The organism is Rahnella perminowiae (assembly GCF_019049755.1).
Lineage (GTDB): Bacteria > Pseudomonadota > Gammaproteobacteria > Enterobacterales > Enterobacteriaceae > Rahnella > Rahnella perminowiae.
The window spans coordinates 1-12991 of sequence record NZ_JAFMOS010000504.1; the positions used below are offsets into that span (position 1 = coordinate 1).

Annotated in this window: 12 protein-coding genes; 6 read left to right on the plus strand and 6 right to left on the minus strand. The window is 55.6% G+C overall.

Annotation, left to right across the window (positions count from 1 at the left end; translation table 11 throughout):
• Positions 1 to 155 precede the first annotated feature (155 nt).
• Positions 156 to 1394, minus strand: a complete 1239-nt coding sequence (locus J1785_RS10415; RefSeq protein ID WP_129953492.1) for an MFS transporter — start codon at positions 1392 to 1394, stop codon at positions 156 to 158.
• A gap of 60 nt (positions 1395 to 1454) precedes the next feature.
• Here J1785_RS10415 and J1785_RS10420 point away from each other — a divergent pair, with 60 nt between their 5' ends.
• Positions 1455 to 2441, plus strand: a complete 987-nt coding sequence (locus J1785_RS10420) for an AraC family transcriptional regulator (protein ID WP_217219364.1) — start codon at positions 1455 to 1457, stop codon at positions 2439 to 2441.
• A 65-nt stretch (positions 2442 to 2506) separates the two neighbouring features.
• Here the strand turns inward: J1785_RS10420 and J1785_RS10425 are convergent, their stop codons facing one another.
• Together J1785_RS10425 and J1785_RS10430 are read right to left on the minus strand one after the other, a co-directional pair.
• Entirely contained in the window at positions 2507 to 3406 is a 900-nt protein-coding gene (locus J1785_RS10425; RefSeq protein WP_217219365.1) for a proline iminopeptidase-family hydrolase, read from the minus strand.
• A gap of 89 nt (positions 3407 to 3495) precedes the next feature.
• Positions 3496 to 4251 (minus strand): LuxR family transcriptional regulator, encoded by a 756-nt coding sequence (locus tag J1785_RS10430; RefSeq protein WP_129953495.1) that lies wholly within the window; start codon positions 4249 to 4251, stop codon positions 3496 to 3498.
• A 226-nt stretch (positions 4252 to 4477) separates the two neighbouring features.
• Between J1785_RS10430 and J1785_RS10435 the strand changes: the two genes are divergently transcribed.
• The 5 genes from J1785_RS10435 to J1785_RS10455 are packed head-to-tail and all read left to right on the plus strand — an operon-like array spanning position 4478 to position 9775.
• The gene (locus tag J1785_RS10435) at positions 4478 to 5416 is read left to right on the plus strand and encodes an ABC transporter permease (protein ID WP_129953496.1); all 939 of its coding nucleotides are present in this window, start codon (positions 4478 to 4480) and stop codon (positions 5414 to 5416) included.
• Positions 5413 to 6273: an ABC transporter permease gene (locus tag J1785_RS10440; protein ID WP_217219366.1), complete on the plus strand. Its 861-nt coding sequence runs from the start codon at positions 5413 to 5415 to the stop codon at positions 6271 to 6273. The genes J1785_RS10435 and J1785_RS10440 overlap by 4 nt, the downstream gene beginning before the upstream one ends.
• Positions 6270 to 7247 (plus strand): ABC transporter ATP-binding protein, encoded by a 978-nt coding sequence (locus J1785_RS10445; protein WP_217219367.1) that lies wholly within the window; start codon positions 6270 to 6272, stop codon positions 7245 to 7247. Before J1785_RS10440 ends, J1785_RS10445 begins: the two co-directional genes overlap by 4 nt.
• Positions 7231 to 8280, plus strand: a complete 1050-nt coding sequence (locus tag J1785_RS10450; RefSeq protein ID WP_217219368.1) for an ABC transporter ATP-binding protein — start codon at positions 7231 to 7233, stop codon at positions 8278 to 8280. The genes J1785_RS10445 and J1785_RS10450 overlap by 17 nt, the downstream gene beginning before the upstream one ends.
• Entirely contained in the window at positions 8261 to 9775 is a 1515-nt protein-coding gene (locus tag J1785_RS10455) for an ABC transporter substrate-binding protein (RefSeq protein ID WP_129953500.1), read from the plus strand. Before J1785_RS10450 ends, J1785_RS10455 begins: the two co-directional genes overlap by 20 nt.
• Positions 9776 to 9965: 190 nt before the next feature.
• On the opposite strand, the gene J1785_RS10460 is transcribed toward J1785_RS10455, so the two are convergent.
• From J1785_RS10460 to J1785_RS10470, 3 genes are read right to left on the minus strand one after another with little or no spacing between them, the layout of a single operon-like run.
• A complete protein-coding gene (locus J1785_RS10460; protein WP_129953501.1) occupies positions 9966 to 10130 on the minus strand; it encodes a DUF2474 domain-containing protein in 165 nt (54 codons plus the stop codon).
• 11 nt (positions 10131 to 10141) lie between these two features.
• A complete protein-coding gene (gene cydB, locus J1785_RS10465; protein WP_129953502.1) occupies positions 10142 to 11149 on the minus strand; it encodes a cytochrome d ubiquinol oxidase subunit II in 1008 nt (335 codons plus the stop codon).
• Between the two features lie 2 nt (positions 11150 to 11151).
• Entirely contained in the window at positions 11152 to 12576 is a 1425-nt protein-coding gene (locus J1785_RS10470) for a cytochrome ubiquinol oxidase subunit I (RefSeq protein WP_129953503.1), read from the minus strand.
• Positions 12577 to 12991 lie beyond the last annotated feature (415 nt).

Here is a 12991-nt window from a genome sequence, read left to right on the forward strand (position 1 = left end):
GTTATAGCCCTGACCTGTTCACGGAAATAAGCCGGAAACAGTTTTAACATGATGATAAATTGAGTATTTGAACACGATAGCAACAATGTTTGTGTGGAATTAATTTTAGTTATTTTTAGGAATTTACTGAAAGATTGTCAGCGTATTTCCTGACGCTATCCGTGCTGGAAGGACGCGCTTTCTGCACCGTCTCCGGACAGACCGACCCTGACGCACAAGGCAATGATCAGCGCGGCACTTAACATCACAATACCCGCGGTAATAAATACCCCGGAGATCCCCCCCAGTCCGAACATGACACCTCCCAGTGCCGCACCGGCCGCGATAGAAGATTGCACGGCAGCCACCACCATGCCTCCTGCGCTCTCAGCCTGATCGGGCACCGAGCGGGTTACCCAGTTTGACCAGGCGACGGGCACACCGCCGAATGCCAGCCCCCAGAGCAAAACCAGCAGAGTGAGCCCGGTTATCTGAACGGGCAGTAATATCATTCCCAATGCCGCGATGCCGACCAGGCAAGGCATTACAATGAGCGTCAGACGAAGGCTGTAAGTCATTACCCAGCCAGCCAGCAATGTACCTGCAAAATTGGCCACACCGAATCCGAGCAAGAGCAGGGCCAGTCCGCCCGCATCAATATGACTCACGCTTTCCAGAGAAGGGCGAATATACGTAAACAGGGCATACTGACCGGTATGTGCCAGCACGCAACCAAACATCCCCGTTGCAATGCCGGGACGGCGCAGTAAGGTTAAGACTGATTCTGTATGCGTAACCTGACGGGGAGCCATGCGCGGTAATGTGAACCACTGAAAAGCAAGCGTGACCCCTCCCACCAGAGCCGCGGCAATAAACGCGCTGCGCCAGCCATAGAGCTCACCGAGAAAACTTCCCAGCGGCACCGAAACGACGGTTCCTACGGCGATGCCACTGAAGATAACCGACAGGGCTCTCGGCACGAATTTCTCCGGAACCAGCCGCATCGCCACCGCTGCGGCCATACTCCAGAATCCGCCCAGCGCGACGCCAAGAAGGATCCGCATCACCAGCAACACGACAAGGCTTGAGGAAAGGGCGACCAGCAGGTTTGAGGCGATCATCAGCACGGTAAAACTTAACAGGACGGTTCTGCGGTCAAGCTTACGCGTCAGACCCGGAACCAGCAGCCCGGCAAACAGCGCGATAACAGCGGTGACCGTCACCGCCTGACCCGCTAAGGCTTCCGTCACCTGCAGATCTGAGGCCATGGGCGTTAACAGGCTGGCTGGCAGGTATTCCGCCGTGAGCAAGCCGAACACGCCCATGGTGAGGGAGAAGACGGCCATCCACGCCGGCGGAGCCTGTTGCACATCTCGTTGGATCGCGGGCGCTGAGCCCTGTGTTTTATGATTCATTTCAAACATTCCTGAAAATTAACGTAGCGCAAATTCTAGGCAGGATGGTTGAGATGATCTATGATTCGTAATCCTTGTTTTTTGACTATTACTCCTGAAATGACACAGCACGATCCCTTTGCCCTTTCATCTGACCTGATCAGTGAACTCCTGACAGGCATGCGTCTGCGCGGTGTGCAATATCGTCGCATCCAGACCGGCCCTGAGTTTGGCATGGCTTTCAAACCAAGGCCCGGCCATGCTTATTTTCACTATCTTGCCGTCGGTTCTGCTGTCCTTAATACCGGGGATGGCGTGCTTCACCCCTTGTCTGCCGGGGATGTCGTTTTTCTGCCGCATGGAATGGCACATCAGCTTCTTTCTGAACCAGACAATACCGCTCAGGATATTGACGACTTCGATGTCGCGCCCCTGGGAGAAGCGGTGAGTGGTGTGGATACCTGCCCGAGTACGGACACGATACCGGGCGCGATTCTTTTTTATGGCTGCATGGAGTTTGATCTGGGCGGAATGCAAAGTCTGGGCAAACTGATGCCGGACACCATGGTGGCGGATGCCAAAGGCGAACGTTATCCCGGACTGTTGCCGGTAATTGACGCAATGAAACGTGAAATATGCTCCGGCCGCATCGGCTTTGCAGGCATTCTGGCCCGGCTTGCGGAAGTTGCCGCGGCAATGATTGTCCGGGGGTGGGTTGAATGCGGATGTGAAAATGCCTCTGGCATTGCCGCTGCATTGCGGGAGCCACGGCTGGCAAAGGCAATTCTGGCGCTGCACCGGCAGCCGGGCAGGAACTGGACAGTGACGGAGCTGGCGGCAGAGTCGCACATCTCGCGCTCTGTTTTTGCCGCGCGTTTTCAAACCATGATTGGCGTATCGCCGTTGCGTTACGTGACAGAACTGCGGATGCAACTCGCCACGCAGTGGCTCGCAGACAGTAAGATTTCTATCGAGACCGTCGCGTTTCGTCTGGGTTATACCTCACAGGCCGCTTTTAGCCGGGCTTATAAGCGCATTTCCGGGCAATCGCCCGGTGCCAGCCGTTAATCAATCGGCGAATAACCCCCTTTCAGGCTGCTTCGGCATAATGTCGACGCAGCCTTTAAGCGTTATCAGAGTGAGCCGTGGCTCGCCAAAAATCCTTCCACGCATTTCATACAGGCTTCACGTTCCTCGACGTGTGGCATGTGGCTCGAATTTTCGAAAATCACCCATTCGGCGTCTTTGATGAAATCCGCGAACGGTTGCACCACTTCGGGGGCCGCTTCGTCGTAGCGACCGGAAATCAGCAATACCGGCACATTAATGGCGGGCAGACGGTCGATCACCGTCCAGTTTTTCATGCTGCCGATAACGTGGAATTCGGTCGGGCCGTTCATGGCGAGATACACGGTCGGATCCTGGTCCATTGCCGCAAAAGTGCGTTTTACTTCCTCCGGCCACGGATCGAGGCGGCAGACATGACGGGCATAAAACACCTGCGACGCGGCTTTGTATTCCGCGCTGTCAAGGGTTCCGGCGGCTTCATGTGCCAGTAAGGTTTCCTGAACGTCCGGCGGCAGTTCGCTGCGCAGGCGGGCGGCGGCCTGCAACCAGAGTGCCATTGAGGCCGGAGAGTTGGCAATGACCAGCGCTTTCAGGCCCGGGGGTTGGGTAACAGCGTGTTCAGCACCGAGCATGCCGCCCCAGGACTGACCGAGCAGCGCGTAATCCTTTTCAATACCCAGATGGCGTAGCAGATTGTCCAGTTCCGCCAGAAAAAATGACGGCTGCCAGAAGTCAGCCGGTTTGTCAGGAAGGTGCGTCGAGCGGCCATTACCAATCTGATCATAATGGATCACCGCGCGGCCGGTTTCGGCGATATCGCGGAAAGCATCGACGTAATCATGGGTGCAGCCGGGGCCGCCGTGGGCAATGACCAGCGGCGTTTTGCCACTGTTTAAATCGCCACAGATGCGATACCAGGTCTGGTATTCCTGAAACCATGCATAGCCTTCAGTGATGTTGTACATTTTGTTTCCCCTGCCGGTGAATAATCTTTACAGGGTAAACATCGGGGCTGCGCTGAACAGCTAGTAAAAAAGATAGAAAACCGGGCAGATCAGCTGTCGAGCAAACGGTAATGCATCGCGCGCACCACCGCCTGCACACGGTTACTGGCACCCAGTTTACGGGTTGCGGTATTAAGATGCAGCGTGACCGTGGCAATTGACCGGCTGAGTTTGCGGGCAATCTCTTTGGCGGTTAACCCTTGCGCGGCCCACGTCAGACATTCGCGTTCGCGCTTGCTTAAATGCACATGGCGGCAGGTGAGAATGCTGCTGTCGAACAGGGGAAACACGCACTCCTGAAAGGTCAGCGCCAGCAGGCTCAGTTCGGCCAGTACATCATGAATATCCAGCTCATGCCCCGCACCGGTATGAATGCCCGTGACGGTCACAAAGCCACCGTTCGGTAAATGCAGTGGCACCGTTGCACCGCTCGGCATGTTGTTATCGCACATGTAATGGGTAACCGGTTTATTGAGTTCACTGAGTCGGTTTTGCAGCGAAGTATTGTCCGGGCGCTGATAAGACCAGACAAAGGGTGCGCAGCTTTCGAGGGCGTAATGCTGTACCGGATCGACCTGATAATACCCGCTCTCCAGCCATAATCTCTGCATATCGCCGGGCACATTGCACATCCTCAACAACGACGGCGTGATCAGCTCGCCCTGGAGCGTTCGCGGTACCGGCGTGTAATCGTAAATCAGGGCATCAAACCCCAGGCGCGAGGTCTGCGCGAAAAGCTGATCAAACGCACCATCAACGGTGGTTTCCCGTAAAGACACTGCACTCTCTTGCACCGCGAGCTTCATGAATTTATCTCCACATCATTTCTTTCCGGGCTAAATAGGCTGATCGGGCACCGATTTTGCTCAACCTCACTTGTTAAAGAAAAATTATGCAATCCCGGTGCCACATCGCTGCGGATGCAAACCTAGTATTTTTGCTAACTACCGGCGGAGTCTGGCTGCGGCTAACGTAAAGCTACAGGGGAAAGACTCTCACTCTGCACCAGAAACTGCCATTAAGAGGATTGTCATGCACCGTTACCGATTTTTGTTATGGCGACCGCTGCAACTGCTGCCGGTGTTGCTGGGGATAAGTATGCTGACTTTCGCGATGGTGCGTGCCATACCTGGCGATCCGGCGCGGATCCTGCTCGGGGTGCGCAGCACACCGGAGGCCATTGCCCGCATCCGTTTGCAGTACGGGCTGGATCTGCCGGTCTGGCAGCAATATCTCTATTTTCTGCGCAATCTGTTTCATGGCGAGATGGGCAAGTCACTGATTTACCGCGTGGATACGCTGAAGCTTATCATGTCGCGTATTGAACCCACGCTGTATCTGGTGCTCGGCAGCGTGGTGCTGGCGATGCTGTTCACCGTGCCGCTGGCAGCCGGGGCGGCGCGACATCGCGGGCGGCTGGCGGATCAGGTGATCCGTTTACTTTCTACTATCGGCCTCGGATTACCGGCGTTCTGGCTGGCGATCATGATGATTTTGCTGTTCAGCCTGTCACTCGGCTGGTTTCCGGTGTCGGGCTATGGCAGCGACTTTGGTGAGCGGGTTCATCATCTGTTTCTGCCGTGCCTGACCGTTGCGCTGGCGCTGTCGGCGGTACTGACCCGTAACCTTCGCGCCAGTCTGCTGATGGAGTTACAGAATGATTACGTTACCGCCGCCCGTGCACGGGGACAGAACGAAAACCGTATTTTCTGGCGACATGTGATGCCCAACTCGCTGGTGCCGACGGTCAATCTGCTGGCGGTGAATATCGGCTGGCTGATTGGCAGCACGGTGGTGATTGAAAGCGTATTTGCCATTCCCGGCATGGGGCAACTGCTGGTGAAAGCCATTATCAGCCGCGATTACATGGTGGTGCAGGGGGTGGTACTGGTGTTTGCGCTGGCGACGGTCGCAGTGAATTTGCTGGCGGACTTACTGACTGTGGCGCTGGATCCGAGGGTGAAGCTATGAGCATGACCGAAAAGATTGCGACACAGCGAATGGGATATTTTCATCTGCGCTGGTTGCCGCGCCAGCAGGCGTTGCGGCTGGGAATTGTGATGCTCAGTGTCTGGGTTCTGATTGCGCTGCTCAGCCCGTGGATCGCGCCGTTTGACCCGATAGCGCAGGATGCATCAGTGACACTGTCACCGCCATCGTTCACCCATCCTTTCGGCACCGATAACTTTGGCCGCGACATTCTTTCCCGTGTGATGTGGGGCGCACGGATTGATCTGCAAATCTGTCTGATTGGCGTCATTTTTCCGTTTATCTTCGGCACGCTGACCGGCGCGTTTGCGGGGTATCTCGGCGGTGCAGTGGACACCTTTTTCATGCGGGTGATAGACGTGGTGCTGGCGTTTCCTTTTCTGGTGCTGATGCTGTCGATTATTGCCATTCCCGGGCCGGGACTGGGCAGTTTTTATATCGCGATGGCCCTGGTCGGCTGGGTGTCGTATGCCCGTCTGGTGCGCTCGCAGGTGCTGACGCTGAAACACCGGGATTTTATTCTGGCCGCGCGCAGCCTGGGCTACAGCCATCCGCGTATCTTACTTTTGCATTTGCTGCCCAATGCGCTGACCAGTTCGCTGGTGTTCTCAATGTCCGACTGCGTGCTGGTGTTACTCAGCGGCGCGTCGGTGAGTTATCTCGGCCTCGGCGTTCAGCCGCCGGTCGCGGAATGGGGGGTGATGGTCGCTGAAGGCCAGAGTTTTATTACCACGGCGTGGTGGATAACAACCTTCCCCGGCCTGGCGATTGTGGTGCTGGCGATGAGTTTCAGCCTGCTGGCGGACGGACTGGGTGACAAACTGGGGGAGCGACCATGACGTTAATGCAGGTTTCCAGCCTGACCATTGAAGACCGGCAGGGTGTGGCGCTGGTAGACAGACTTTCGCTGACGCTGAATGCGGGGGATATTCTCGGACTGGTCGGCGAAAGCGGTTCCGGTAAAACGCTGAGTTGCCGTGCCATGATGCGCCTGCTGCCGGGCGAAGGGCTGCATATCCGCACCGGCGAAATCCGCCTGAACGGTACCGATTTACTGACCCTGAGCGATAAACGCATGACGGCCATTCGCGGGCGCGAAATTGGCATGATTTTCCAGAATCCGGCCAGTCATCTGAATCCGGTGATGACCATAGGCCAGCAGATTGCCGAAAGCCGCCGTCTGCATTTTGGGGCCAGCCGCCGTGAGGCACAGGGACAGGCAGTGGAACTGCTGCGTCAGGTCGGTATTCCGGACCCACAGCGACGGGCAGATAACTACCCGCATGAGTTTTCCGGCGGCATGCGTCAGCGGGCAATGATCGCCGTGGCGCTGGCCTGCGAACCAAAAATGCTGATTGCCGATGAACCGACCACGGCGCTGGATGTCACCGTACAGATGCAGATTTTGCATCTGCTCCGCGATCTGCGTGACCGGCTGGGTATCGCCATCATTCTGATCACTCATGATCTGGGCGTGGTGGCACAAACCTGTGACCGCATCGCGGTGATGTACGGCGGACGTTTGTGTGAAACCGGTGAAAAACGCCCGGTACTGGCGCAGGCACTGCATCCGTACACCCGTGGCCTGATTGACTGCCAGCCGGTCAGCGAAGGTGGCGCCGGACGGCTGATCACGTTACCCGGTCAGCCGCCGGTAGCGGCACGATTCCCGTCCGGTTGCCGTTTTCATCCGCGCTGTGCGCAGGCGACGGCGTTGTGCCGGGACAGCCAGCCCGCGATGCAAACGGGCAGCCACGCCACCGCCTGTCATCATCCGCTGATCCACGGGAGGGGAAATGAATCATTTGCCTGATCTCACTGTGCAACCTTACCCGCTACTCGAAGTGGAAGATCTTTGCGTGACGTTTCCGGTTTCCGGTTTTGGTTTTAGAAAGCGCCACGTTCAGGCTGTGAATGGCGTATCACTGCACATCCGTGCAGGCGAAACGCTGGGGCTGGTTGGTGAATCAGGCAGCGGAAAAAGTACCCTTGGCCGGGCGATGTTGCAGCTGGAAAACACCAGCGCCGGACGGGTTCGCTTTAACGGGCAACTGATTACCGAAGGTATGAAACCCGACATTGCCCGTCTGCGCCGGCAAACCGCCATGATCTTTCAGGATCCGTTTTCCTCACTCAATCCGCGCCAGACGATTGGCGAAAGTATCGGCGAGGTGCTGCGGGTACACAGGAAAGTGACGAAAGCGGAGATTCCCGCGCGGATTAATACGCTGCTGACCCTGGTCGGGCTAAGCCCGGAACATGCCACACGCCGTCCGCAGGCATTGAGCGGCGGGCAATGTCAGCGCGCCGGTATTGCCCGTGCGCTGGCTATCGAACCGCGCCTGATCGTCGCCGATGAATGTGTTGCGGCGCTGGATGTGTCGATTCAGGCGCAGATTATCAATCTGCTGATGGATCTGCGTGAAAGTATGGGTCTGGCGATCCTGTTTATCGCCCATGATCTGGCGATTGTGCGCCGCCTGTGTGACCGCGTAGCGGTGATGTACCTCGGGCGTATTGTCGAAAGCGGGCCGACGCAAACGGTGTTTAGCGCGCCGCGACATCCGTATACCGCCGCGCTGGTGGCGGCCATTCCTGAAATCGACCCCGACCGGCCGCTGCCGGAGCATCCGTTACAGGGTGAACCACCCAGCCCGGTTTCGCTGCCTGCGGGCTGCGCTTTCCATCCACGCTGTGCCTTTGCGCTGCCTGAGTGCAGACAGGGTGCGGCACCCGAAACCCGGCACATTGCCGACCATGCCTTCGCCTGTGTTCTTGAAAACCACAAAAGCGACGGAATTAATCCGATGACTGAAGGAATGTTATATGAAACAAAAGCATTTTAACGTTGTGGCCGCCGGAGTGCTGCTGGCGCTGAGTCTGGTCAGCGAAATGGCGCAAGCGGCGGGGGTGCTGACCATTGGTCGTCGTGAAGACAGCACTACATTTGATCCGATCAGGTCAGCGCAAAACGCCGATAACTGGGTGTTCTCCAATGTCTTTGATCCGCTGGTGCGCGTTGATAACACCGGCACCAAACTGCTGCCGGGTCTGGCGGAAAGCTGGACGATTTCGCCGGACGGCAAAACCTATACGCTGAAAATGCGTGAGGCGAAATTCTCTGATGGCACGCCGGTGACCGCTTCCGATGCGGTGTTCAGCCTGACGCGTATCCGTGATGATGCCGGATCGCTGTGGAAGGATTCGTACAGTATTATCGATACGCTGAAAGCCCCCGACGCTCATACGTTGATCATTACCCTGAAAACACCGTCGGCGGCGTTTTTGTCGCAGCTGGCGCTGCCGAATGCCTCGGTGATTTCGCAACAGGCGCTGACCAAACAGGGTGCGGATGACTTTGCGGAACATCCGGTCGGTTCCGGCGCGTTCAGCGTGAAAGAGTGGACACGCGGCGAGAAAGTCGAACTGGTGAAAAACCCATATTACTGGGATGCCGCGAAAGTGAAACTCGATGGTGTCGAGTGGCTGACGCTGCCGGATGACAATACCCGCATGCTGAAAGTGCAGGCCGGGGAAATTGACGCGGCGCTGTCGATACCGTTCTCACGCATCTCATCGCTGCAAAAAGACCCGAAACTGGCGGTCGAGCTGGATACCTCTACCCGTGAGGATCACCTGCTGATCAACCATTCCCACGGGGATTTGGGCAAAGTGGAAGTGCGTCAGGCGCTGGATTTCGCCATCGATAAAAAAGCCATTATCGATACCGTGACGTTCGGTTACGGCAAAATCGCCAACTCCTACATTCCTGACGGGGCGCTGTATCATTACGCCGGTAACCTGCAACGCCCGTATGATCCGGAAAAAGCCAAACAACTGCTGGCGGCGGCCGGGGTGAAAAACCTGACCCTGAAATATCTGGTGAATGCCGGTGATGAGGTGGATGAACAGATTGCCGTACTGCTGCAACAGCAACTGGCAAAAGCCGGGATCACTGCCAACTTACAGAAAGTGGATCCGAGCCAGAGCTGGGACATGTTAGTGGCGGGAGACTATGACATTTCGGTGATGTACTGGACTAACGACATTCTCGACCCGGATCAGAAAACCACCTTTACGCTGGGCCACGACTCGAACATGAATTACATGACGCGTTATCACAATGACAAAGTGAAAGCGCTGGTGGCTGCCGCCCGGGTGGAAATGGATCCGAAGAAGCGTGAGCAGATGTACATCGATTTGCAGAAAATGGCGAAAGCCGACGTGAACTGGATTGACCTGTATTACAGCCCGTATCGCAACGTGACGCGTAAAAATATCAAAGATTTCCACCAGAATCCGTTAGGGCGTTTCACGCTTGAGGAGACGGTGAAAGAATAAGAAATCCTGCACCAGGGAGATAATAAGAAAGTTGAGACAAAAGTCTGTTTTGTTGTTTTTAGCCCGCTTCCGAGCGGGCTTTTTGTTGCCGAAATCTGCCATTTCCGGGTTTTGTCCGGCTGCTGCCGGAGAAATAAAAAGGGAGAAGGCAGAGCAGTGTCGTCTGCTAAACCCCTCCGACTTTCTGCACTTAATGACTTCTCATTCCCGCCGCAAACATCAGCAGATGAAACACCGATGCCACAACAAATAACGCCAGCACACTGCCGCCCCAGATGACGGCCATCCAGCCGACACGCTTTAAAAACGGGGCTTTAGTAATGTTATTGCCATCCATTTTTCTGATGAGATTCATAATGCGATTCCTCAGTGATAACCCTGATCCGGCGTGACTTTCCCGCGGAACACGTAGTAGCTCCAGAAGGTGTACACCAAAATAATCGGGATGATGAACAGGGCGCCGACCAGGATAAAGCCCTGACTTTGTGGCGGTGAAGCGGCCTCCCAGATAGAAATGGACGGCGGGATGATGTTCGGCCAGATGCTGATCCCCAGGCCGGTATAGCCCAGGAACACCAGTGCCAGTGTCAGCAGGAAGGGCGCATGATGCGCATTTTTACTGATGGCACGGAACATCCACACCGAGACCAGCACCACCAGCACCGGTACTGGCAGGAACCCATAAAGGTTAGGGCGCGAGAACCAGCGGGTGGCGATATCAGTGTGCGTCAGCGGCGTCCACAGGCTGACGGCCAGCGTCACCAGCAGGAATACCACCAGCAGTGGTTTGGCGATTTTGTGCATCGCTTCCTGCAATTCGCCCTGGGTTTTCATGATAAGCCAGGTGCAGCCGAGCAGGGCATAAGCCACCACCAGCGCAAAACCACAGAACAGCGTAAACGGTGTCAGCCAGTCCAGTGCGCCACCAGCGTAAGTGCGATTCACTACCGGAATGCCGTTGATCACAGCACCCAGCACCACGCCCTGACAGAAGGTGGCGATCACCGATCCGCAGATGAAGGATTTATCCCACACGTGACGTTTGGCCGGGCTGGCTTTGAAACGAAATTCAAATGCCACACCACGGAAGATCAGACCAAACAGCATCAGGGTCAGCGGAATAGTCAGTGCATCCAGAATCACTGAGTAGGCCAGCGGGAATGCACCATAAAGCGCCGCACCGCCGAGCACCAGCCAGGTTTCGTTACCATCCCATACCGGCGCAACGGTGTTCATCATTACGTCACGGTCGTGCTCTTTTTTGACCAGCGGGAACAGCAGACCGATGCCCAGGTCGAAGCCGTCCATCACGATATACATCATCACGCCGAAGATGATGATCAAAAACCAGATCAGCGGTAAGTCGATACCCATTATCAAGCTTCCTTATTTTCGTCGGTCAGTGATTCGGAAATAGCAGACAGCGGACGTGCGGGCGTGCGGTGCTGGCCGGGACCTCCGTGATCAACAGCTTCTCCTTCATGCGCCTGCGGACCCTTGCGGATCAGACGCATCATATAGCCGTAACCGACACCAAACACCGAGCAATAGATGACGATGAACAGGATCAGACTGACGCTCATTTGCAGCACATTATGGTTAGAGACCGCATCTTTAGTACGCAGCAGGCCGTAAACCACCCACGGCTGACGCCCCATTTCCGTGGTGATCCACCCCGCCAGTAACGCCAGCAGACCGGAAGGCCCCATCAGGAAAGCAAAGCGCAGGAACGCTTTAGAGGTATACATTTTGCCGCCACGGCGCAGGATCAGGCTCAGTACACCCAGCAAAATCATCAGCATGCCGAGACCGGCCATAATGCGGAAGGTGTAGAAGATAACCGAAGAGTTCGGACGGTCTTCTTTCGGGAAGGATTTCAGCGCCGGGATCTGATGCGTCAGGCTGTGCGTCAGGATCAGACTGCCCAGATACGGGATTTCAATCGCGTAGCGGGTTTCTTCACGGTTCATATCGGGGTAGCCGATCAATACCAGCGGGGACGGTTTGTTGTCTTTATTTTCCCAGTGACCTTCAATGGCCGCGATTTTGGCGGGCTGATATTTCAGGGTATTCAGACCGTGGGCATCGCCGAGGAATGCCTGAATGGGCGAGACGATCAGCGCCATCCACATCGCCATCGATAACATGGTGCGGATGGCTGGCGTATCGCGACCGCGCAACAAATGCCAGGCCGCAGCAGACCCGACGAAGAATGCAGAGGCGAGGAACGCGGCAGTGGTCATATGCATTAAGCGGAACGGGAAGGACGGGTTGAAGATAATCTTCATCCAGCTGACCGGAACCACCAGATTATTAACAATTTCATAGCCCTGCGGGGTCTGCATCCAGCTGTTGGAGGCGAGGATCCAGAATGTCGACATCAATGTGCCGAGCGCTACCATACAGGTCGAGAAGAAGTGCAGGCCAGGTCCGACGCGGTTCCAGCCGAACAGCATCACGCCGAGGAAACCGGCTTCCAGGAAGAACGCGGTTAACACCTCGTACGTCAGCAGCGGGCCGGTAATACTGCCCGCAAAGGAGGAGAACATGCTCCAGTTGGTACCAAACTGGTAAGCCATCACCAGACCGGAGACCACGCCCATACCGAAGTTAACGGCAAAAATTTTCGACCAGAAATGATACAGGTCGCGATAAGCCTCTTTCTTTGTTTTCAGCCACATGCCTTCCAGGACAGCCAGAAAACTGGCAAGCCCGATAGTAATAGCGGGAAAAATGATATGAAAAGAGACGGTGAAGGCGAACTGGATACGGGCCAGTTCTAGCGCATCAAGACCAAACATAACAACCTCTTTTTGTGTGTCAGGTTACCCTTCCAAACAGTAATACCGGTACGGGAACCGGCGATGTCTGACATTCGCAGGTGAAGTCTTGAATGAAAGGGGGACTGCCAGGGTTTCGCGAGGAGCCGATTTAAGCACATCGCGCGAAGGGATGAACAGGGACGGTTCCGGGGGGGAATGAGTCGCTGAAACACTTTCAGGGGGTTAAAAAGCTACAGGCAGGAAAACTAAATTCGCGGAAAAACGACGGGAAGAGAATTAACCATAAAAAATGAGTGGTCATGTTGTTGCATTGATCTGGATCAAAAAGTTTTGATGTTTTTCAAATGTAATTCCCCTGCATCCGGTAATGACCTGTTGTGTGCAAAATTGGTAACAAGAAAGTTAAATTTGCATAAGTGGCAGCGCATTCTTA

What these genes read in the sequence shown, in the direction of transcription:
- J1785_RS10415 (WP_129953492.1), bottom strand. Translation starts at nt 1,394, where the DNA reads ATGAATCATAAAACACAGGGCTCAGCGCCCGCGATCCAACGAGATGTG.
- J1785_RS10460 (WP_129953501.1), bottom strand. Translation starts at nt 10,130, where the DNA reads ATGAATCTCATCAGAAAAATGGATGGCAATAACATTACTAAAGCCCCG.
- J1785_RS10430 (WP_129953495.1), bottom strand. Translation starts at nt 4,251, where the DNA reads ATGAAGCTCGCGGTGCAAGAGAGTGCAGTGTCTTTACGGGAAACCACC.
- cydB (WP_129953502.1), bottom strand. Translation starts at nt 11,149, where the DNA reads ATGGGTATCGACTTACCGCTGATCTGGTTTTTGATCATCATCTTCGGC.
- J1785_RS10445 (WP_217219367.1), top strand. Translation starts at nt 6,270, where the DNA reads ATGACGTTAATGCAGGTTTCCAGCCTGACCATTGAAGACCGGCAGGGT.
- J1785_RS10420 (WP_217219364.1), top strand. Translation starts at nt 1,455, where the DNA reads ATGATTCGTAATCCTTGTTTTTTGACTATTACTCCTGAAATGACACAG.
- J1785_RS10435 (WP_129953496.1), top strand. Translation starts at nt 4,478, where the DNA reads ATGCACCGTTACCGATTTTTGTTATGGCGACCGCTGCAACTGCTGCCG.
- J1785_RS10470 (WP_129953503.1), bottom strand. Translation starts at nt 12,576, where the DNA reads ATGTTTGGTCTTGATGCGCTAGAACTGGCCCGTATCCAGTTCGCCTTC.
- J1785_RS10450 (WP_217219368.1), top strand. Translation starts at nt 7,231, where the DNA reads ATGAATCATTTGCCTGATCTCACTGTGCAACCTTACCCGCTACTCGAA.
- J1785_RS10455 (WP_129953500.1), top strand. Translation starts at nt 8,261, where the DNA reads ATGAAACAAAAGCATTTTAACGTTGTGGCCGCCGGAGTGCTGCTGGCG.
- J1785_RS10440 (WP_217219366.1), top strand. Translation starts at nt 5,413, where the DNA reads ATGAGCATGACCGAAAAGATTGCGACACAGCGAATGGGATATTTTCAT.
- J1785_RS10425 (WP_217219365.1), bottom strand. Translation starts at nt 3,406, where the DNA reads ATGTACAACATCACTGAAGGCTATGCATGGTTTCAGGAATACCAGACC.